The organism is Pararhizobium qamdonense, from assembly GCF_029277445.1.
Classification (GTDB): Bacteria; Pseudomonadota; Alphaproteobacteria; order Rhizobiales; family Rhizobiaceae; genus Pararhizobium; species Pararhizobium qamdonense.
On the sequence record NZ_CP119566.1, the window covers coordinates 2,077,067 to 2,096,357 of the forward strand.

The 19,291-nt window shown below is 61.0% G+C and carries 16 protein-coding genes; 8 read left to right on the forward strand and 8 right to left on the reverse strand.

Annotated elements, in window-relative coordinates; translation table 11 throughout:
• The first annotated feature begins 12 nt into the window (after nt 1-12).
• From ettA to metF, 3 genes are all read left to right on the forward strand, one after another.
• Nucleotides 13-1,662 (forward strand): energy-dependent translational throttle protein EttA, encoded by a 1,650-nt coding sequence (gene ettA, locus PYR65_RS09980; protein WP_276120859.1) that lies wholly within the window; start codon nt 13-15, stop codon nt 1,660-1,662.
• 190 nt (nt 1,663-1,852) lie between these two features.
• Nucleotides 1,853-2,881, forward strand: a complete 1,029-nt coding sequence (locus PYR65_RS09985; protein WP_060638896.1) for an ArsR/SmtB family transcription factor — start codon at nt 1,853-1,855, stop codon at nt 2,879-2,881.
• A 1-nt stretch (nt 2,882) separates the two neighbouring features.
• Nucleotides 2,883-3,809, forward strand: a complete 927-nt coding sequence (metF, locus tag PYR65_RS09990) for a methylenetetrahydrofolate reductase [NAD(P)H] (RefSeq protein WP_276120860.1) — start codon at nt 2,883-2,885, stop codon at nt 3,807-3,809.
• A gap of 527 nt (nt 3,810-4,336) precedes the next feature.
• On the opposite strand, the gene PYR65_RS09995 is transcribed toward metF, so the two are convergent.
• Nucleotides 4,337-5,272: a DMT family transporter gene (locus tag PYR65_RS09995; protein ID WP_276120861.1), complete on the reverse strand. Its 936-nt coding sequence runs from the start codon at nt 5,270-5,272 to the stop codon at nt 4,337-4,339.
• A 97-nt stretch (nt 5,273-5,369) separates the two neighbouring features.
• Here PYR65_RS09995 and PYR65_RS10000 point away from each other — a divergent pair, with 97 nt between their 5' ends.
• The gene (locus PYR65_RS10000; protein ID WP_328518501.1) at nt 5,370-6,791 is read left to right on the forward strand and encodes a cation:proton antiporter; all 1,422 of its coding nucleotides are present in this window, start codon (nt 5,370-5,372) and stop codon (nt 6,789-6,791) included.
• On the opposite strand, the gene PYR65_RS10005 is transcribed toward PYR65_RS10000, so the two are convergent.
• The 4 genes from PYR65_RS10005 to PYR65_RS10020 form a co-directional block, all read right to left on the reverse strand.
• A complete protein-coding gene (locus PYR65_RS10005; RefSeq protein ID WP_276120862.1) occupies nt 6,778-7,995 on the reverse strand; it encodes a lytic murein transglycosylase in 1,218 nt (405 codons plus the stop codon). The two genes, PYR65_RS10000 and PYR65_RS10005, sit on opposite strands and share 14 nt — an antisense overlap.
• 132 nt (nt 7,996-8,127) lie before the next feature.
• Nucleotides 8,128-8,928 (reverse strand): glycoside hydrolase family 25 protein, encoded by an 801-nt coding sequence (locus PYR65_RS10010; RefSeq protein WP_276120863.1) that lies wholly within the window; start codon nt 8,926-8,928, stop codon nt 8,128-8,130.
• 219 nt (nt 8,929-9,147) lie between these two features.
• Complete coding sequence (locus tag PYR65_RS10015; protein WP_276120864.1) at nt 9,148-9,816, reverse strand: class I SAM-dependent methyltransferase; 669 nt, start codon at nt 9,814-9,816, stop codon at nt 9,148-9,150.
• On the reverse strand, nt 9,813-11,063 hold the full coding sequence (locus PYR65_RS10020) for a DUF3419 family protein (protein ID WP_276120865.1): 1,251 nt from the start codon (nt 11,061-11,063) through the stop codon (nt 9,813-9,815). The genes PYR65_RS10015 and PYR65_RS10020 overlap by 4 nt, the downstream gene beginning before the upstream one ends.
• Before the next feature lie 248 nt (nt 11,064-11,311).
• Here PYR65_RS10020 and PYR65_RS10025 point away from each other — a divergent pair, with 248 nt between their 5' ends.
• Together PYR65_RS10025 and PYR65_RS10030 are read left to right on the forward strand one after the other, a co-directional pair.
• The gene (locus tag PYR65_RS10025) at nt 11,312-12,787 is read left to right on the forward strand and encodes a putative bifunctional diguanylate cyclase/phosphodiesterase (protein ID WP_162252670.1); all 1,476 of its coding nucleotides are present in this window, start codon (nt 11,312-11,314) and stop codon (nt 12,785-12,787) included.
• A gap of 113 nt (nt 12,788-12,900) precedes the next feature.
• Nucleotides 12,901-14,259, forward strand: coding sequence for a serine hydrolase domain-containing protein (locus PYR65_RS10030; RefSeq protein WP_407951294.1), 1,359 nt, complete (start codon nt 12,901-12,903; stop codon nt 14,257-14,259).
• 56 nt (nt 14,260-14,315) lie between these two features.
• Here PYR65_RS10030 and PYR65_RS10035 read toward each other — a convergent pair whose 3' ends face one another.
• From PYR65_RS10035 to PYR65_RS10045, 3 genes are all read right to left on the reverse strand, one after another.
• Nucleotides 14,316-15,275, reverse strand: coding sequence for a lytic transglycosylase domain-containing protein (locus PYR65_RS10035; RefSeq protein ID WP_276120867.1), 960 nt, complete (start codon nt 15,273-15,275; stop codon nt 14,316-14,318).
• A 117-nt stretch (nt 15,276-15,392) separates the two neighbouring features.
• Entirely contained in the window at nt 15,393-16,028 is a 636-nt protein-coding gene (locus PYR65_RS10040; protein ID WP_276120868.1) for a LysE family translocator, read from the reverse strand.
• A gap of 84 nt (nt 16,029-16,112) precedes the next feature.
• A complete protein-coding gene (locus tag PYR65_RS10045) occupies nt 16,113-17,327 on the reverse strand; it encodes a pyrophosphate--fructose-6-phosphate 1-phosphotransferase (RefSeq protein WP_276120869.1) in 1,215 nt (404 codons plus the stop codon).
• Nucleotides 17,328-17,797: 470 nt separating this feature from the next.
• Here PYR65_RS10045 and PYR65_RS10050 point away from each other — a divergent pair, with 470 nt between their 5' ends.
• Nucleotides 17,798-18,505 carry a J domain-containing protein gene (locus PYR65_RS10050; RefSeq protein ID WP_060638898.1) on the forward strand — a complete coding sequence of 236 codons (708 nt, stop codon included), beginning with the start codon at nt 17,798-17,800 and terminating at the stop codon, nt 18,503-18,505.
• The gene (locus PYR65_RS10055; protein ID WP_276120870.1) at nt 18,502-19,266 is read left to right on the forward strand and encodes an N-acetylmuramoyl-L-alanine amidase; all 765 of its coding nucleotides are present in this window, start codon (nt 18,502-18,504) and stop codon (nt 19,264-19,266) included. Before PYR65_RS10050 ends, PYR65_RS10055 begins: the two co-directional genes overlap by 4 nt.
• Nucleotides 19,267-19,291: the final 25 nt, after the last annotated feature.

Sequence of the window (19,291 nt, forward strand, 5' to 3'; positions counted from 1 at the left end):
AGCAGTTTCTCTATGGCACGTCAATTCATTTATCATATGTCCGGACTGAACAAGTCCTACGGCACCAAGAAGGTGCTGGAGAATGTCAATCTGTCGTTCTATCCGGACGCCAAGATCGGTATCCTCGGCCCGAACGGTGCCGGTAAATCGACCGTGCTGCGCATCATGGCCGGCCTCGACAAGGAATATACCGGCGAAGCCTGGGTCGCTCAGGGTGCGACCGTCGGCTATCTCGCGCAGGAGCCGCAGCTCGATCCGACCAAGACGGCGATGGAAAACGTCATGGAAGGCGTGGCGGACAAGACCGCCATCCTCGAGCGCTACAACGAACTGATGATGAACTATTCCGACGAGACGGCGGAAGAGGGCTCCAAGCTCCAGGACATTATCGACGGCCAGAACCTGTGGGATCTCGAAAGCCAGGTCGAAATGGCCATGGAAGCGCTGCGCTGCCCGCCCGGCGATGCGGATGTGACCAGCCTGTCGGGTGGTGAACGCCGCCGTCTGGCTTTGTGCAAGCTTTTGCTCTCCAAGCCCGACCTGCTCCTGCTCGACGAACCGACCAACCATCTCGATGCCGAAACCATCGGCTGGCTGGAAAACCATCTGCGCCAATATCCCGGCGCCGTGATGATGATCACCCACGATCGCTACTTCCTCGACAACGTCACCGGCTGGATCCTCGAACTCGACCGTGGCCGCAGCATTCCCTACGAGGGCAACTATTCGGCTTACCTGCTCGCCAAGGCCAAGCGCATGCAGCAGGAAAACCGCGAGGACGCGTCCCGCCAGAAGGCGATCAGCCGCGAACAGGAATGGATCGCCTCCAGCCCGAAGGCCCGCCAGTCGAAGTCGAAAGCCCGTATCAAGGCCTATGACGAGTTGGTGGAAGCAGCCGACAAGATGCGTCTTGGCGATGCGCAGATCATCATTCCGATCGGCGAGCGTCTCGGCCAGGTGGTTATCGAAGCCGAGAACATCACCAAGGGTTACGGCGACCGCGTGCTGATCGAAGACCTGTCCATCAAGCTGCCGCCGGGCGGCATCGTCGGTGTCATCGGCCCGAACGGCGCTGGCAAGACCACGCTGTTTCGCATGATCACCGGCCAGGAAAAGCCCGATAGCGGCACGTTCCGCGTCGGCGATTCCGTCAAGCTCGGTTATGTCGACCAGAGCCGCGATGCGCTCGATGGCGCCAAGACCGTCTGGGAAGAGATTTCCGGCGGTGCCGAAGTCATCAAGCTCGGCAAGCTGGAGATGAACTCGCGTGCCTATTGCGGTGCGTTCAACTTCAAGGGCACCGACCAGCAGCAGAAGGTCGGCAATCTCTCCGGCGGTCAGCGCAACCGCGTTCACCTTGCCAAGATGCTGAAGGCCGGCGGCAACGTGCTGCTGCTCGACGAACCGACCAACGACCTCGATACGGAAACGCTGGCGGCGCTAGAAATCGCGCTTGAAAACTTCGCCGGCTGCGCTGTCATCATCAGCCATGATCGCATGTTCCTCGACCGGTTGGCGACGCATATCCTCGCCTTCGAAGGCGATAGCCATGTGGAGTGGTTCGAAGGCAACTTCGAGGACTACGAGAAGGACAAGATCCGCCGCCTTGGCCCGGAATCGGTCAACCCAAGCCGCGTCAGCTACAAGCGCCTGACGCGCTAAGCGGGATCAGGCGGTCTGCGCCTGCGTCCGTTGCGGTGCATTCGTGTCATCGTGCTGTGTGAAATTGTCGAAGGCGGTCCTTTCGGGCCGCCTTTTGGCTGTCCGGACGCCTGTGGTGAAAGCCACATTTCAACTTGCGGAAAACTCGAAAATCACATAAACATATCTTTATGTGTTGATGAGGTTTATGATGGCGCGAGAACACGGGCTGGGACTGGACGAACTGGTCGATGTGCTGAAGGCAGCGGGCGAGCCGACGCGCATGCGTCTTCTGGCGCTTCTGGCCGCCGGCGACCTGACCGTCACCGATCTTACCGAAATTCTCGGACAATCGCAGCCCCGGATTTCCCGGCATCTGAAGTTGCTCGCCGAAGTCGCTCTGATTGATCGTTATCAGGAGGGCGCCTGGGCCTATTTTCGTCTGCGCGGCGAGGGGGCAGGCGTGGCGCTGGTACGCGACCTGCTCTCGGCCTCCGATAGCGCAGACGCCGTGTTGACCCGCGATGGCGAGCGCCTAGTGGCGCTGAAACAGGCGCGCTCCGAAAAAGCCCAAGCCTATTTCAGCCGCAATGCGGCCGAATGGGACGAGCTTCGCCGCCTGCATGTCAGCGAAGCCGATGTCGAGGCGGCCTTGAAAAAGGTGATCGGGACGGATCCGGTCGATGGTCTGCTTGATCTTGGAACCGGAACCGGGCGTATCCTGCAGCTTCTCGAAGGCCTGTACCGCCGCGGTGTCGGCGTCGATGCCAGCCGCGACATGCTGGCGGTTGCCCGCGCCAATCTCGACCGCGCCGGGATCACCAAGGCGTCGATCCGGCACGGCGATATCTTCAACCTGCCGCTCGACGGCCGGCAGTTCGATCTCGTCACCATCCACCAGGTGCTGCACTTCCTGCCGCAGCCGCAGGCGGCGATTGCCGAGGCAGCCCGCATGCTGGTGCCCGGAGGCCGGCTGGCAATCATCGATCTGGCGCCACATACGCTGGAATATCTGCGGGACGAGCATGCGCATATGCGCCTTGGCTTTTCGCGCCAGACGATGGCCGACTGGCTGGAAAAGGCCGGGCTGAGCGTCGAGGAGACGGTGGATCTCAGCCCCGGCACCGACCGGGACCGGCTGCTGACGGTGACCATCTGGCTTGCGCGCGACAAGCGGCAGGCCGCGACTATCGATACACCCGAGGGCAAGCGCGCTCTCGCCTATGCCGGGAGGACATGACATGCCGATACACACCCTTTACCCGGCCGAACGCGGCAATCTGCGCCTGTCCTTCGAATATTTTCCGCCGAAAAATGACGATATGGAAACCCAGCTGTTCCAGACCGCTGGAGATCTGTCGGCGTTCGATCCGGCTTTCGTGACGATGACCTATGGTGCCGGCGGCTCTACCAAGGAGCGCTCGCTCACGGCCGTGCGGCGGATGATCGATGACGAGGGCTTTGCCAATACGGCAGCGCACCTGACCTGCGTTGGGGCGACGAAGGCGGAGGTCGATGCCGTCGTTGCCGAATTCATCGGCAGCGGCGTGCGGCATTTCGTGGTTCTGCGCGGCGATCCGCAAGGGGGCGTCGGGGCGCGCTACGAGCCATTTGCGGATGGCTACGAGAATGCTGCGGCCCTGGTGGCGGCCATCCGGGCGAAGGGTGATTTCGAGATTTCCGTGTCCGCCTATCCGGAGAAACACCCGGAAAGCCCGGATGTGGCTGCCGATATCGACATGCTGAAGCGCAAGGTCGACAATGGCGCAACGCGTGCGCTCACCCAGTTCTTCTTTGATAACAATGATTTCGAGCGGTATCTTGAGCGTGTGCGGCGCGCCGGCATCCAGATTCCGGTCGTTCCCGGCATCATGCCGATCAACAATCTGGCTGGCATCACCAAATTTGCCGGGCTCTGTGGGGCAAAGGTGCCCGAAGCGATCGTCACCCGGCTGGTGCATCTGGATGAGAGCCCGGAGGAACGCTTCAAGGAAGCCACCCACATCGCTGCCGAGCAGATCGTCGATCTGGCGCGGCGCGGGCTTCGCGATTTCCATCTCTATACGATGAACCGCTCGCCGCTGGTGGCGGCCGTCTGCGATCTCGTTGGCTTTGAGCGGGTGCCATCGGCTGTGGTCCAGCCGCGCTCGGCCGGTGCTGCCGCCTGAAGACAGATTACGACAGCGGCGAACCAGGCAAACCGGACATGGAAAAGCCCTTGAGACCGATGGTTTCAAGGGCTTTTGAGTGTTTCAGTCTCAGGTCCGGGGTCCTCGTCGGAGCGCGTTACCTGGCTGGATCCTGATGCAATGGATTGCGGTTCTTAAAGTCCTTGATGATCGACCGGACTATTTGCGGATGCTTTAGATAAAAAGCATGGTTGCAACGAATACGAACGCTGCACTTATCATGAGGACATTCAACGAATGTGTTATTCCCATAACCGGCCCTCCTTGCGTTGACAGCCGAAAGATAGGGGGAAAATGTCACGCGTGAAAGGAAAAGTTATGCTGCGTTGCGGCATCGGAGGTGCCGCAGAGGCTTATTCACAGGGCTAAGCACATGATTGAATGCACTTTTGCCGCCCGCCACAATTTTTTCACAATGTCTTTACTTTGGTTAATGTAACGGCGTGAAATGCGCTGTGAGTGGCCAATTGGACACATCCTTTCCCTGCTTGATTCCGCTCTGCCGGTCAGGTCCGGCGGCGGGGCAAAAGGCGGCCATCAAGCACCACGAGGCCTGCCGCAATCAGCAGCATGCCGGCAATATCTGTTGTCTCCAGCGTTTCGCCAAGGAAAAGGATGCCGAGCAGAATGGCGCTCGGCGGGACGAGCAGGGTGACCAGCGAGGTATTGGTCGCGCCGGCCAGGCCCATGATGCGGAAGAACAGGATGTAGCCATAGGCGGTCGATACGAGCGCCAAGGCAAGGATCGCGAGCACCGATGTCAGTGGCGGAAAGGCCAGCTGCCAGGGCTGGTCGATCATCAGCGATAGCGGCAGCATAATCAGCGTCGATGCGGTCAGCTGTCCCGCCGCCGTGACGGGGGCGGCAAGCCCGCGGAAGCGCTTGCCATAGGTTGCCGCAAACCCATAGCTGATCGCGGCTGCGACCGGAAAGAGCAGCGCCCAGAGCGGAATGTTGCTGTTTGCATGGGTGAGGCCGGGCAGGGCGCTCGGACCGATCAGCACCGCCGTGCCGGTCAGGCCCAGCAGGCAGCCGGCGATCTTGGCAAGGCTCAGCTTTTCGTCCTGCGTCAACGCATTGGCAATCAGCACCGTGAAGACTGGCGTGGTGGCATTGAGGATGGCAGCGAGGCCGGCGCCGATCTGCGTCTGGCCAAGAAAGATGAAGGTGTGCGGGATGGCATTGTTGATCAGGCCCAAAAGCAGGAACTGCGGCCAGCGGGCCGTCAGCTCGCGGTAGATGTCATAGCGTCCAAAGATATAGATGTGCAGCGCGATGGCCGCCAGCGCCACGCGCAGCAGGACCAGCGTGAACGCCGGAACATGCTGGATGGCGATGCGGGCGAAAAAGAACGAACCGCCCCAGATCAGCCCGAGCAGGACCAGCAGCCCCCAGGTGGCCATCGTCATGCGGCTCTGCAGGCCCGTCGTTGTTGTATCCATCTGACTGTCCCCTGCTTCGCTCGAAACATAGCCCGCGTTATAGTTTACTTATCCTACAAGCCTCTAAGGCGTAAGGTGGGATCTATCCACCCGATTCTTGACCGACGTCACAGATATGAAGGACGATCTGCTGGAGCCTTTGACGACACAATCCATCGCCGCCGCACATGACGGCCAGGGGCTTGTCTCCATTGCGATCGTCGTGGCCGTCGCAGCCATTCTCGGACTGGGGTTCCTGCGCCTGCGCCAGCCGCCGCTGGTCGGTTTCATCCTGGCGGGCGTGGCCCTGGGGCCGACCGGGTTCGGCTTTATCTCCAACAGTGCCAATGTCACGCTTTTGGCCGAAATGGGCGTCGTCGTCCTCCTGTTCTTCATCGGCATGGAATTGTCGATCAAGGCCTTCGTGCTCAGCCTGCGGCAGGCTTTGCTGGTGGCGGGCGGACAGGTGATCGCGGCAATCGCTGCCGCAGGGCTGATTGCGCTGATTACGGGCGCGAGCATGGCCGAGGGGCTGATCCTCGGTTTCGTCATCGCAATGTCGTCCACGGTCGTTGCCATGAAAATGCTGGAGGATATGGGGGAGTTGCGCAGCGAAACCGGGCGGATCGCCGTCGGCGTGCTGATTGCGCAGGATATCGCCGTGGTGCCGATGCTCATTCTGGTCTCGAGTCTCGGTGGCGAGGAACTGCATATCGGCATCATCGCGGTCAAAATGGTGATCGCAATTGCCATTCTCGCGGCACTGCTCTGGTGGTTTGGCCGCCACGGCAAGTTGCGGGTTCCCTATAGCGAGGCGGTCGAGGACAAGGTGGAGATATTGGCGCTCGGCGCGCTCGCCGTCTGCTTCGGGGCCGCCGCGATTTCGGGCCTTGCCGGCATGTCGCCGGCCTATGGGGCGTTTCTGTCGGGCATCGTCATCGGCAATTCGACGCTGCGCAGCCGCGTCATTCCTGTGATCGAGCCGATCCAGAGCGTGTTGCTGGTGGTGTTCTTCCTGTCGATCGGCCTGTTGATCGACCTCACTTTCATCGGTGAGAATTTCTGGCCGGTGCTGAGTGCTGCGCTGATCGTGATTGCGGCAAAGACGCTTTTGAACATCTTCCTGTTGCGCAAGACCGGCTCATCGCCGCAGATTGCGCTCGTGGCGGGCCTGTCGATGGCGCAGATCGGCGAGTTCTCGTTCGTGCTGGCCGCCGCCGGCCTGGGGGCCGGTGTCCTGCAGTTCGATACTTACAAGGTGGCGATCGCCGTGACTGCGGTTTCCCTGCTCGTCTCGCCGCTCTGGGTCAGCATGATGCACCGGCTGGAAAACATCGCGTCCGAACATCTGCTCACCTACCGCAAGGCCTTTGCCGTCGCCTATGCGCGCGAGCTGAACGAAGTGTCGAAACGGGGAGCGGCGCTTGCGGGCGCCCGTTGGTCGTTGAAGCTGCGCTACCGTGCCTTGCGACTTGCCCGCCACCACCGGCGGCGGGCAAGAGCGCCGAAAAAGCGTGAAGCGGATATTACAGAGCGTTGAGGACAGCCGGTGTGGCCCAGCCATCGGCCGGCATGCCGAGGCGCAGCTGCTCCTTCTGCAGCGCTGCACGGGTGCCGGAGCCAAGGATCCCGTCGATCTTGCCGACGTCATGACCGAGCGTCTGCAGCTTCGTCTGCAGCGCCTTCATCTCTTCGTCGTTCAGGCCCGGTTCCGGCGTGTGGTTGTCATAGGTGGGGGCGCCGGCAAGCCGCGTTGCGAAATAGGCGGCCGAGGTCGTGTAGATGAACGACTGGTTCCATTCGAGATAGACGTTGAAGTTCGGATAGGTCAGGAAGGCGACGCCGTGGCGGCCCTGCGGGATGACCAGCGAGGAGGCAAGCTGCGGGAACGCCGTATTGCCGTCGCGCGGCTTGACGCCGAGCTTGAACCAGTCGCCTGCGGTCATGCCGGTCTGCAAGCCGGTCTTTTCCCAGGGCAGGTTTTCCGGCAGGTTGACTTCCTGGATCCAGGGCTGGCCCGCAGTGAAGCCGAGGCTCTTGATGAATTTAGCGGCTGTCAGGATGGCATCCGGCGCGCTCTGCTTCAGGTTGACGTGACCGTCGCCATCGCCGTCCATGCCCTGCGCGATGATGTCTTCCGGCAGCATCTGCACCTGGCCGATTTCGCCGGCCCATGCACCGGTGGTGGTTTCCGGATCGAGGTCGCCATGCTGGACCATCTCGATGGCCGAGATCAGCTGCGGGCGGAACATTTCCGGGCGGCGGCAATCATGCGCCAGCGTCACCAGGGCGTTGCGGGTGTTGAAATCGCCCTGAACGGCGCCAAAATCGGTTTCCATCGCCCAGAAGGCGGTGATCACCGGTGCTGGAACGCCGAATTCCTTTTCGGCCCGATCAAAGATCGCGGCATATTCCTTCATCTTCTTTGCGCCGATGTCCAGCCGCGCCTTGCTGACGGTGCGCTGCGAGAATTCGGTAAAACTCTGCTTGAAGACACCCTGGGCGCGGTCGCGGCTGAGCACTTTTTCGGAAATCGCAGCACCGGCAAGGGCGCGATCCGCCACATCGGCCGGAATGCCCTTGGCGACAGCCTCAGCCTTGACGCCCTGCAGGAAGGTGGCGAGATCGCCGCCGCAGGCTGCTGCCGGTGTGGCTGGTGCCGCCGCCTGCTGCGCAAGCGCCGTTGAGGTCAAAAGGGTGAGGAAACCGATCGAAAGAACGGAGCGCAGTGTGCTGCGTGTCATCGCAAGTCCTTGTTGTAAGGCCGGAAACCGGCTGAAAGCAGCGTAAATACGGCTGCTCGTATCTGGCGGAAAATATGGCAGCGTCTTTCGCACGGCAATGGGGCGGAAAGAAGAAATGACGCTGCGTTTCTATCAGTTTTGCGCCATTGCCTTGGGCTTGGAAACGGCCGCCACCCAGCTCTTCCAGTTCTTGTGCGAGCCTGCAAAAACATTGATATCGGTATTGCCGCTGATGCCGGGAATGACGCCGGTGCTGGTATATTGCCAGAAGGCCCAGCGGCGCTCGGTGTAGATTTCCGTCGGGTGGGCTGCGACCGAGCGGACCCAGAAATGATAGTCTTTGAACTGGCCGACGAGATTGTCGCGGTGGAAATCGACCGAGGTATAGATGATCGGGCGCTTGCCGTAATAGGCTTCCAGCCGGTCCATGAAGCGCTTCATTTCGCTCTGAACCGTCAGGGCCGAGGGCCGGTAGCGGCAGGTCTTGGATTCGCCGTTCCATTCGACATCGAGAACCGGAGGCAGATAGACGGCGCTCTTGGGAACATTGGCGATGAACCAGTCGGCCTGCTGGTCGGCTGTCGAGCAGAAGTAGTAGAAATGATAGGGCGCATAGGGCAGGCCGGCGGCGCGCGCCTCCTGCCAGTATTCGTTGAACTTGGCGTCGATCCGGTCCTTACCTTCCGTCGCCTTGATGAAGGCGAAGGAGACGCCGGAGGCCTTCACCTTGGCCCAGTCGATATCGCCCTGCCATTTCGAGACGTCGATGCCGTGGACCGTGTGATGCTGCGGCGTCTTTGCGCCAAAATCCTGCGGGTCCTTGTCCTGGAACTTCGGCGGGATCGATGCCGTGGAGACGAGATCGTAATCTGTCGATGTGCAGGCGGAAAGAAGCGAGACAATAGGCAGAAGAGCCAGGAATAGCCGGCGCATGAGGTTTCCGTTCTGAAACGATCGACGTTGCTGCCTCACGCGATGATATCCGCTGATGTGAATCCCCCAGGAGGCATGAACCTCATTTTCACCATATCATCGTAAAAATTGAGTTAGTTTCAAGCGGCAATTGCGAAAGCGGCCCGGCTAACCGTTAACACGGCCTGTTTGCCGGTGACAAATCATGAAGCATGATGATGTCGCGGGGCTTGTGCCGGGTCAGCTGCCGGCACGCCGGTATGTGAATAGCCAGGCGTAGCCGCGTCCGATGGGGCGGAAATCCAAAGTGCCGCTGCGGTCTGCAGCAACGCCTCTAAGCACGCTCTCCATCGACGGGCGCGGCGTGACGTGGAACCGGCGCAGCCAGGCCTGCAATCCGCGTTTGAAGAACACTGGCAGGCGTTCCTGCTGGCCGAAATCGGCGATATGCAGCGATCCGCCGGGATTGAGTGCTGCAATGGCTGCGCCGATCGCCTTTTCCCAGTCCGGGATCATCGACAGGGCATAGGATATGACGATCCGGTCGAAGCCGGCTTCTCCAAATTCGGCTGCCTTAAAATCGGTGGCGTCGGCGACGCGCAGCACCGTTCCGGTACGGCCGGGTCTGCTCAGTTTCGCTTCGGCGGACACCAGCATTTCTGCGGAGATATCCAACCCGAACAGCCGCGCATGCGGGAAACGATTGCCGATCAGCGCCAGATTGCGGCCGGTGCCGCAGCCGACTTCCAGAACGCTGGCGCCCGCTGGAACATCCAGCTCGCGGATCAGCGTGTCGCGGCCGAACAGATAATATTTGCGGGTCAGGTCGTAGAAATGCCGCTGGGTGCGATACATCCGGTCCATGCGGTCGGCATGGCTGCCGCCTGCACCGGTCTCGATCGCCGTCATGCGATCTTCCTGTAGATGTGGAAGCCGCCATAGATGGCCGAGCGGTCCTTCAAATTGAGCGCCTGCGACTGCTCGCGATCATACTGCCATTGGCCAAGCACGTTTTCGGACACGCGGCCCTCCAGAATGCTGGCTTCTGCGGCCGTGCGGAAGATGACCATGGCGCCCTCCGCCGATGTGCGGGTGATTTCGCTCCACAGGTCGTTCAGCTGCCGGTCGTTCATCCAGTCCTGCGCATCGAGCAGCACGTAGCGATCGACGGAGCCGGCGGCTTTCCTGGCCAGGAGTTCGGTGAAGCTTTCGTGATGGACATGCACGCGCCCGGCATTGTTGCGGATGGTCTCGTGGCGGCTAGCGTGCAGATAGTCCGGCAGGTCGCCTTCATGCGGCAGGGGATAGCGGCGGGCAAAGGCCTGCCAGGCAAAGTAGTTTTCCTTCAGCGGAAAATGGCAGCAGAGCTTTTCCAGCCGGTGGCGCAGGACGCCGGCGAGTGATTTTTCCGCGCTGAGGCTTGCCAGTTCGTCGAACTGCTGCGGCGGAATGCCAAGGCCGAACAGCGAGCTCTTGCGGCTGGTGATCCAGCGGATGACCGGGCGGTCGAACAGCGGAGAAAGCCGTTCGTCGAAGAACTGGCGCTGCTCGCGCATCGAGCGGGCATTGGCAAGTTCGCTCGGATCGACGCCGTGCAGGCGTGCCAGGAGATGACCAAGGCCGATGAAGCGGCCGAGCAGGCCGGTGCGGTAGATGTTTTTGCCAAAGACAGTGATGCGGCGCTGGCCGGTCAGGCTGCGGGCATTCCAGTATTGGCGGGTTGCATTGTCGAGCTTGGGCGCAATGAAGAGATCATAGGCCTGGACGTTGCTGGCATTATCATGCCGGGCGAGGAAGCGGACGATATCCGCATGGCCCGGAAGATGGCGGAACGCGGCGAGCTTCAAGCGGTTCAGCGCCACGTGATGCCGGTTGAGATCGACCACATCGATGCGCTCGGGTGCTGCCGAGAGATAGGCGAGCATGTTGCAGCCGCCCGATCCGATGGTGACGATATGATGTTCCGGGCGCAGCTGCATCGCTGCCATATCGACGGCCGGATCCTCCCAGATCTGCGGGTAGACGAGGCCGGTGAAGAGCAGGCCGAACAGACGTTCCGACAGGCCTTCCAAACTCAGCGCCTTGTGCTGGATCAGCGCGGTTTTCAGCTTGCGGTTCCGTTTGCCGTAGCCTGCATCGGGTGCGAGATCGGTCATGTCTGCCTGCCATCCGTTGACGTTGGATGGAGCTTCTAAGACGAGTCCGCTACATTTTGATGACGGCAAATTTCTATGATTTCTTACCCGTAAGAATTGATTAAACCTGTCTATGTTAGGTAGAATAAGTTTTTCGGGGCGCTAACATGATGTTAAAGGCTTTTCTGCCGAAGTCCGAGCAGCGGTATGCTGTGATGGGCGCGGCGATCGGGGCATTGTTTCCGGCAGTTGGTATTATTTATGATAGCATGAGCGGCAATGCTCACGGATTTTTGGGCAGCGGCACGCTGGCCGCATCGCATGTTTCACTCGTCCTGATGCCGCTTGTCTGCGGTCTGTTCTTTTACCAGCGCGGGCGCACGCAAAGCCGGCTGTTGGACGAGCTTGAGCTGCGCCGCAAGACGGAAGAAAACCTGTCGCATATCGTCCACACCGATCAGCTGACCGGCATGGCCAACCGGGTGGCGCTGGAGCGCGATCTTCGCGACATTCTTGCCACCGGGCCGGTGCCTGCGGGCCGTACCGCTCTTTTGATGCTGGACCTCGACCGTTTCAAATTCGTCAATGATTCCATGGGGCATGATGCCGGAGATGCCTTGCTCGTGGCGCTCGGCAGGCGGTTGATCCAGGCGATGTCGGGGATTGCTTCGGTCTACCGGATGGGGGGCGACGAGTTCGTCATCGTCGTTGCCGGGTCTCCGTCCGACGGCAAGCTCGACGATATCTGCGTGACCATCAAGGGGCTGTTTGCCGAACCGTTCCAGCTTGCGTCCGCGCAGTTCTGGACCGGCGGCAGCATCGGGGTTGCCTATGTGGAACCGGACGACCCGTCGATTTCCGCAGTGCTCAAACGCGCCGATCTCGCGCTTTACAAGGCCAAGGAAATTGCCGGCAACAGCCACGTGGTCTACGCGCCCGATATGGCTGAAGAGGCAACGCGCAAGGGCGAGATCGAGTACGACCTGTCCCGCGCTCTGGCGGCCGGTGAATTCTACCTGGAGTATCAGCCGATCGTCGGGATCGAAAGCCGGGCTATCCGCGCCTTTGAAGCACTGATTCGCTGGCGCCACCCCGACAAGGGCATCATTCCGCCCGATCATTTCATCGCTTCTGCCGAAAAGACCGGGCTTATCTTGCCGATCGGCAACTGGGTTTTGCGGACCGCCTGCCTGGAGGCGGCGCGGTGGCCGGCCCCGACCGGCATCGCTGTCAATGTCGCCGGCGACCAGTTCAAGGACCGGGCTTTCGTTCCGCATGTGAAGGCATGCCTCGCTGAGGCGGGACTTGCGCCCGGCCGCCTGACCATCGAGGTCACCGAATCGATCTTTTACGTCGATGCGGCCATCATCAGCGACAGCCTGACGGAGCTTCGCGCGCACGGCGTGCGCATCGCGCTTGACGATTTCGGCATCGGCTTTTCGTCGATCAACAATCTCAGGCGCTTTCCGCTCGACCAGCTCAAGGTCGATCGCTCGTTTACCCAGGCGATGCTTGGCAATCAGCGGGATGCCGAAATCGTCGATATCATCCTGCAGCTGGGAAACACGTTCCAGGTCTCCACCACCATTGAGGGTATCGAAACCGAGGGGCAGATGGAATTCGTGCGCGCGCTCGGTGCTTCGGAAGCGCAGGGTTACCTGATTTCGCGCCCGGTGTCGGCGGAGGGGGCGATGGCCATCCTGAAGCGCGAACCGGAGCAACTGGCGGCACGATCCATCGGTTAGGGCCTCATTTCCTGTATGAGGCTTCAGAAACATGTTTAGCGTCAATGTGATTGCCACAAAGCCTTCCTAAATGCGTGAAATCCTGTTTGTGTAAAAATAGCGAAGCAGGGGCGATGCGCATGCGGAAAAAAAGGTGGTTCTGGCTTGCGGGCTCGGTCTCGGCAGCGTTGGCTGCCGTTGCGGGCTGGCTTGTCGTCGCCCCGCCGGACCTTCTGCGGATCGGTGACGGCTATGCGGCCAAGATTGTGTGTTCGAACGTTTTCATCGCAGACAGGGACGCCAATGCCGTTCTTGCCGATGATGTCCAGGCGCCGGGACATCCGCTTTTGCGGCTGGTGCGGATTTCCGTCGATGACACCCGAAAGACCGTGACGGCGCGCCTGTTCGGTTTTGCAGCGCCCGGCCGGGCGATCTATCGCGAGGGGCTTGGCTGCACCAATGTGACCGAGGGCGAATTTGCCGCCTTTCCGGGCAACAGGCAGCTGCGCCGCCGGCCGCCGCAATCGGATGAGGGCAAGCCCTGGCCGGATGGAAGCGGCACGGCGATCAACCCGGCAGTCCAGACGCTTCTGACCGATCCGCAGCTGGTCGGCCCCGGCATGCGCGCCGTCGTCGTCGTCAAGGATGGCAGGATCGTTGCGGAAAATTACGGCGAAGGCTTCAACAGCGCGACGCCTTTGCTTGGCTGGTCGATGACCAAGTCGGTGACGGCTGCACTGATTGGCCTTCGAATCCGCGACGGCCAGATGGCGCTCGATCGCACCGAGCTTCTGCCGCAATGGCGAAACGATCCGCGCAGCCAGATCAAGCTGGCCGATCTGATGGCCATGCAGAGCGGGCTTCAATTCAACGAGGGCTATGGCGACGTCGCCGACGTCACGCGCATGCTCTTTCTGGAAGGCGACATGGCCAGTTTCTCGGCGTCCAAGCCGCTGGAGGCAAAGCCGGGCGAACGCTTCAGCTATTCCAGCGGCACGACCACCATCCTGTCGCGGCTCTGGATGGACACGTTCGGCAGCGTGCGCGAGGCCCTGACCTTTCCGCGCGCCGCGCTCTTCAGGCCGCTTGGCATGAACAGCGCGGTGTTGGAGCCGGACGCGCACGGAACCTTCGTCGGTTCCTCCTATATGTATGCGACGGCGCGTGACTGGGCGCGCTTCGGCCTCTTCCTGCTTCAGAATGGCAGCTGGAACGGCGAGCAATTGCTGCCGCAGGATTTCGTCAGCTATATGCGCACGCCGACCCAGGCCTCCGGCGGCCGCTATGGGGCAGGGCAGGTCTGGACCAAGTTCGGAAATGAGGGCGGCCCGCCCTTGCCAGGCGATGCCTATTGGATGCAGGGGCATGACGGCCAAAGCGTCATGCTGGTACCCTCGCATGGTCTTGCGGTCGTACGTCTCGGATTGACGCCGTCCCGCAGCGGCTATGACGTGCGCCAGTTGCAGGCCAAAATAATAGAGGCGGTCAACTGACCGCCCCTGAAGTTAAAATTTCAAATTGAAATTCAAAAGCCGAAGGCTTTGCAGCCTTACCGCATGCCGAGAGTATCGAGCAGGCCCTTGCGCTTGGCGTGGTAATAGTAGCCGCTGGCATAGAGCTTGACTGCGCCGTCGTTCTGGTTGTCGGCCACCATCCAGGCGCCGGCCAGATATTTCGTGGCATATTTCAGATTGGTTTCGGCATCGAACAGGCCTTCAGCCGGGCCTTCATAACCAAGACCCTTGGCCGTGTTGTAGCGGATCTGCATCAGGCCGTAATTGCCGGAGTGATAGGCGCGCGGATTGTAGGTGCTTTCGCGCTTGACGACGCGGTGAACCAGGTCTTCCGGGATATTGTTGAGCTTGGCGTAATAGGTGATGAGACGATCGAGTTCCGGGCGCGAGCTGGTCGGCTTTTGCGTGATGCCGAGGGACGCGGGGATCGATTTGGCCATGGCATAGGCGCTGGCACCGATCGACGGCTTGGCAACGGGAACGATCATGCGCTTGGCGACCAATGTTTCCAGGCCCATGGGTTCGCCGGTATCGAAATCCGATTCCATCGCGGCCATCATCATGCCTTCGGGAATCTGCGGCACGCGATCGGATTTTGCCGATGCTTGTGCGTTCTCGGTTTCCGGCACAATGGCAGCCGAAGCGGCCTGCGCGGCTGCGGATGTCTGGGGCGCCACCAGTGCATTGGCGGCCACCGCAGGAACCGCAGCCGGGTTGGCAGAGGCGGTCTGTGCCGGTGCTGTCTCGCCGGGCTTCATCATCGCTGTTTCAGCTGCAAGGGCTGCCGCTGTGGCCGATGCTGCGCCGTCCGGGGCCGGCAAAGCGTAGGCCGTCATTTCCGTTCCGGGCTTTGGCAGCGGGGTGACCGTCTGCACTGCCATCAGCTGTTCCATCGGCGTTCGCTCGACGCTCGAACAACCGGTAACAAGCGATACCGAGATCAGGGCGCAGGCTGTAACAGCCGGTTTTGAAACGGAAAAACGGAAATTCGCCATGCTGTCACTTTCGTGCTGTCAGGCCCCACAGCCCTATGCAAATCAGCAGCCAGAGGCCACCATGCGCTGGATGTCATTAACCTATGAGACGCTGCACCGCAAGCGTGGGACGCTTTTTCAGGTGCCGGCGCGCCGCAAACCGGCCGTCAGAAGGCCCGCGCCGATCAAAAGCGACCCGCCCGTGCGGTTGACGATGGCCTGAACTTTGAGCTTTCGAATCGTCTGGCGCGCCGCCGAAGCCATCAATGCGTAGAGCGTCGCATTCAGGGTCGCGAGCACCAGGAACGTGGTTTCGAAGATCATCATCTGGTTGAACAGGGGGCGGCTGAGATCGAGGAACTGCGGCAGGAAGGCCACGAAAAACACGATGCTTTTCGGGTTGAGCGCCGTGACCACGTAGGTGTGCAGGAAGATGCGCAAGGGGCGCTCTGCCGGGACCGACATCGTGCCATCGGCAGCCTCGGTTGCGATCGGCGCGCGCCAGAGCTTGATGCCGAGCCAGATCAAATAGGCGGCACCCACCCATTTCAGGACGGTGAAAACCGCAGCCGATGTGGCGAGCAGCGCGCCAAGGCCGAGCATCGATGCGGTCATTGCGGTGAAATCGCCGAGGGCTACGCCGGCGACCGTGGCGGTCGCCACCTTGCGGCCGTGACCGAGCGCATAGGAAATGACGAGCAGGATCGTCGGGCCGGGAATGGCAAGCAGGATGGCGGAGGCGGCAACGAAGGCCAGCCAGTGTTCGATCGACATGAAAACGGCTCCGTTTGGGTGTGGCGTCCGATCGAGGAAGCCATGCGCAAACGAAGCCGTCAATAGGCGTTTATGAGCCGGATATCAGTTCGCCGGCGACCATTTCTGTCCGATCACGTCCATGACCTCGCCGAACCATTTGACGGAGGTGTCGAAGTGCTTGCCGCCGCGGATGCGCGGGAATTCGATCGTGCGCAGCTTGCCGCCCTGGTCCTCGTCGTGACCGGTGACGCCGGAGACCTTGTTCAACGCGCTTTCGACCGCAAGATCGACCATGCCCTGAATGAGGCGCAGGTCGTCGGCATTTGCCGGTGCCGAACGGGCATAGTAGCCGGACTTCTGCACCATCGAGCGTTCGGCACCCAGGAGCGCTGCGAACTGCTTGGAGAACCAGCCGCCGACATTGATCGTGTCGATCTTCACATGGCCGAAGGCGTCGCGCTTGACGGATTCACCGGCTGCTTCGCGCTCGGCAACGACGGCATCGAGGCAGGCGCCTTCCGAAACGAACAGCGTGACGAAGCCCGTCTTGTCCATGATGGCGCGCAGACGCTGGGATTCGGCTTCCAGATTGAACGCGGTCTCGGGCAGGTAGAGGCCGTCGATATTCTTCATCTGCCGGTTCATCATGAAGCCATCGACAAATTCGCGGTCGTCGATGTGCTGGATATAGGAGCGGGCGGTGGCCGCAGTCAGCCAGCCGCAATGGCGGCCCATGACTTCGTGCACGACGAGCGTGCGCGGTGCAGCACTCTGTTCGTTGCTGACATTGTCGAAGAACTTGGCGCCGTATTCGGCTGCCGTCCAGGCGCCGAGCGACTGGCGGATCGGCACGACGTCGTTATCGACGGTCTTGGGCAGGCCGACGACGGTGAGGTCGTACCCGTTGGCGCCGAGATAGGCGGCAAGGTCTGCGGCAGTCGTGTTGGTGTCGTCGCCGCCGATCGTGTGCAGGATAGTGATGCCGTCGGCGGCCAGCCGTTCGGCCGCGACGCGCAACGGGTTCTGGCCTTCCTTGACCAGGCCACGCTTGATGCAATCGGCGGTGTTTGTCAGCTTCACCCGGCTGTTGCCGATCGGCGAGCCGCCATGGCGGTGTAGGATATGCGCCTTTTCGCGCATGTCGCGGGTGATTTCGATGCGGTCGGCCAGCAGCAGGCCCTGATAGCCGGAACGGTAGGCAACCAGTTCGATATCCGGCGCGATGTCGGTATAGCGCTCGATCAGGCCACCCACGGCGGAGGACAGACATGGCGCGAGCCCGCCTGCGGTCAGCATTGCAACTTTCTGTTTGGCCATGGAGTCCTCCTTGGAGATTGCGGCACGATCGTTCGCGGTTTCTCTAGCGCAATTCCCATGGAAGTTAAATGACATGCTGCAGGTATCGCGGTGGATGGTGCAGCCAAGCCGGCAGATCAGGGCCGGGCGACTGCCTTTGGGCAAAAAACGAACCGGGGACTGCAGCGGAAAAAGTCTTTCACCCAGCCATGATAGGGCCGGTTCGGCGTAAAATGTGTCAACGGGAATGGACGGTCACGGCAGCGCCTGCTACAATAATGAGGTGCCATCACAAATTCGTCATTTCGGCCAAATGCGCGGGTTTGCCGCCTTGCAATATGCCGCAACATCTGGTCATGCTGTTTGGTGAGCTGCACGAATACCGTGGCGGCACAGCCGTGCGAGCCACCCTGCATTTGCGCATGGACGCGCTGCCCGTGCCATACCACCGCAACGACGTGGATCAGCCAACAATGGGAAAGAACGTGCCTATGTCATTCTGGGATAGCATCCTCAGCATCGTCACCGCGACGGGCAATGCGCTCGCCGGTGTCATCGAAGCTGTGCGGACGCTGTTTGAAGGTGATCCGGAAACCCGCCGCAAGGTGGCTTTTTCCGTCGCCATGATCGCGCTGTCCGCCAAGATGGCAAAAGCCGACGGCATCGTCACCGAGGCTGAAGTGTCGGCGTTCCGCGATATTTTCAAGTTTCCCGATGACCAGGCGCAGAACGTCGCCCGACTTTACAATCTCGCCCGTCAGGACGTTGCGGGCTATGAGGCCTATGCCGAGAAGCTGGCGTCGCTTTGCGTGTCCTGCGATCAGAATTGCCCGGTGCTCGAAGATATTATCGACGGGCTCTTCCATATCGCCAAGTCCGACGGCGCTGTGCATGAGAAGGAATTGAACTTCCTCACGCGGGTTGCCGAGATTTTCCACATCAAGGAAGAGCGTTTCCAGGAGATCATGGCCCGCCACGTCCACAGCGCCGGTGCCGATCCCTACAAGATCCTCGGCGTTTCGCCGAAGGACGATTTCTCGATCATCCGCAAGCGGTACCGCGTGCTGGTATCGGAGAACCACCCCGACGTCTTGGTCGCCCGGGGCGTTCCCCAGGAATTGCAGGCGATCGCCAACGATCGCATGGCAGAATTGAATGCCGCCTATGAGGCGATCGAGAAAGAACGCCGCGCCGCATGACGGACTTCGTCTGTGACTATCCCGCCGCGCGCTTCGTGCCGTCGCCCAATCATGGCGAAAGGGCAGGCGGGCTGAAGCCCGACATGATCATCCTGCACTATACCGGCATGCCGACAGCGGCAGCAGCGCTTGACTGGCTCTGCCGCGATGAAAGCCAGGTCTCCAGCCACTATTTCGTTCACGAGGACGGACGCGTCGATCAGCTCGTCCCTGAGGACCGCCGCGCCTGGCATGCGGGAAAGAGCATCTGGAAGGGCGAGACCGACATCAATTCGCACTCGATCGGCATCGAAATCGCCAATGCCGGCCATCCCGGCGGGCTGCCGGATTTCCCGTCCGTGCAGATCGATGCGGTCGTCGAACTGTGTCGAAACTGCGGCGAACGCTGGTCGATCGCCCCTGAACGGGTGCTGGCCCACAGCGATATCGCCCCTATTCGCAAGGTGGATCCGGGAGAAAAATTTCCCTGGGAACGGCTGCATGCCGGCGGTGTCGGGCATTGGGTTCCACCGGCGCCGATCGGCGGCGGCAGATTTTTCCAGCGCGGCGACCAGGGCCAGCCCGTCGAGGCCGTGCAGACAATGCTGTCGCTCTACGGCTACGGAATTGAAGTGACAGGTGTTTTCTGCGAGAAAACCGAGGGTGCTGTGGCGGCATTCCAGCGCCATTTCCGCCCTTCCCAGGTCGATGGCATCGCCGATATTTCGACGCTCGACACGTTGCACAGACTGCTGTCCGGCCTGCCGGATTTCAGCCGCTGACCCTCGCTTCCCGGCAGTGTTTTTG

What these genes read in the sequence shown, in the direction of transcription:
- PYR65_RS10030 (WP_407951294.1), top strand. Translation starts at nt 12,901, where the DNA reads ATGCGCATGCGGAAAAAAAGGTGGTTCTGGCTTGCGGGCTCGGTCTCG.
- PYR65_RS10010 (WP_276120863.1), bottom strand. Translation starts at nt 8,928, where the DNA reads ATGCGCCGGCTATTCCTGGCTCTTCTGCCTATTGTCTCGCTTCTTTCC.
- PYR65_RS10015 (WP_276120864.1), bottom strand. Translation starts at nt 9,816, where the DNA reads ATGACGGCGATCGAGACCGGTGCAGGCGGCAGCCATGCCGACCGCATG.
- PYR65_RS10020 (WP_276120865.1), bottom strand. Translation starts at nt 11,063, where the DNA reads ATGACCGATCTCGCACCCGATGCAGGCTACGGCAAACGGAACCGCAAG.
- ettA (WP_276120859.1), top strand. Translation starts at nt 13, where the DNA reads ATGGCACGTCAATTCATTTATCATATGTCCGGACTGAACAAGTCCTAC.
- PYR65_RS09985 (WP_060638896.1), top strand. Translation starts at nt 1,853, where the DNA reads ATGGCGCGAGAACACGGGCTGGGACTGGACGAACTGGTCGATGTGCTG.
- PYR65_RS09995 (WP_276120861.1), bottom strand. Translation starts at nt 5,272, where the DNA reads ATGGATACAACAACGACGGGCCTGCAGAGCCGCATGACGATGGCCACC.
- PYR65_RS10005 (WP_276120862.1), bottom strand. Translation starts at nt 7,995, where the DNA reads ATGACACGCAGCACACTGCGCTCCGTTCTTTCGATCGGTTTCCTCACC.
- PYR65_RS10025 (WP_162252670.1), top strand. Translation starts at nt 11,312, where the DNA reads ATGAGCGGCAATGCTCACGGATTTTTGGGCAGCGGCACGCTGGCCGCA.
- metF (WP_276120860.1), top strand. Translation starts at nt 2,883, where the DNA reads ATGCCGATACACACCCTTTACCCGGCCGAACGCGGCAATCTGCGCCTG.
- PYR65_RS10045 (WP_276120869.1), bottom strand. Translation starts at nt 17,327, where the DNA reads ATGGCCAAACAGAAAGTTGCAATGCTGACCGCAGGCGGGCTCGCGCCA.
- PYR65_RS10040 (WP_276120868.1), bottom strand. Translation starts at nt 16,028, where the DNA reads ATGTCGATCGAACACTGGCTGGCCTTCGTTGCCGCCTCCGCCATCCTG.
- PYR65_RS10050 (WP_060638898.1), top strand. Translation starts at nt 17,798, where the DNA reads ATGTCATTCTGGGATAGCATCCTCAGCATCGTCACCGCGACGGGCAAT.
- PYR65_RS10035 (WP_276120867.1), bottom strand. Translation starts at nt 15,275, where the DNA reads ATGGCGAATTTCCGTTTTTCCGTTTCAAAACCGGCTGTTACAGCCTGC.
- PYR65_RS10055 (WP_276120870.1), top strand. Translation starts at nt 18,502, where the DNA reads ATGACGGACTTCGTCTGTGACTATCCCGCCGCGCGCTTCGTGCCGTCG.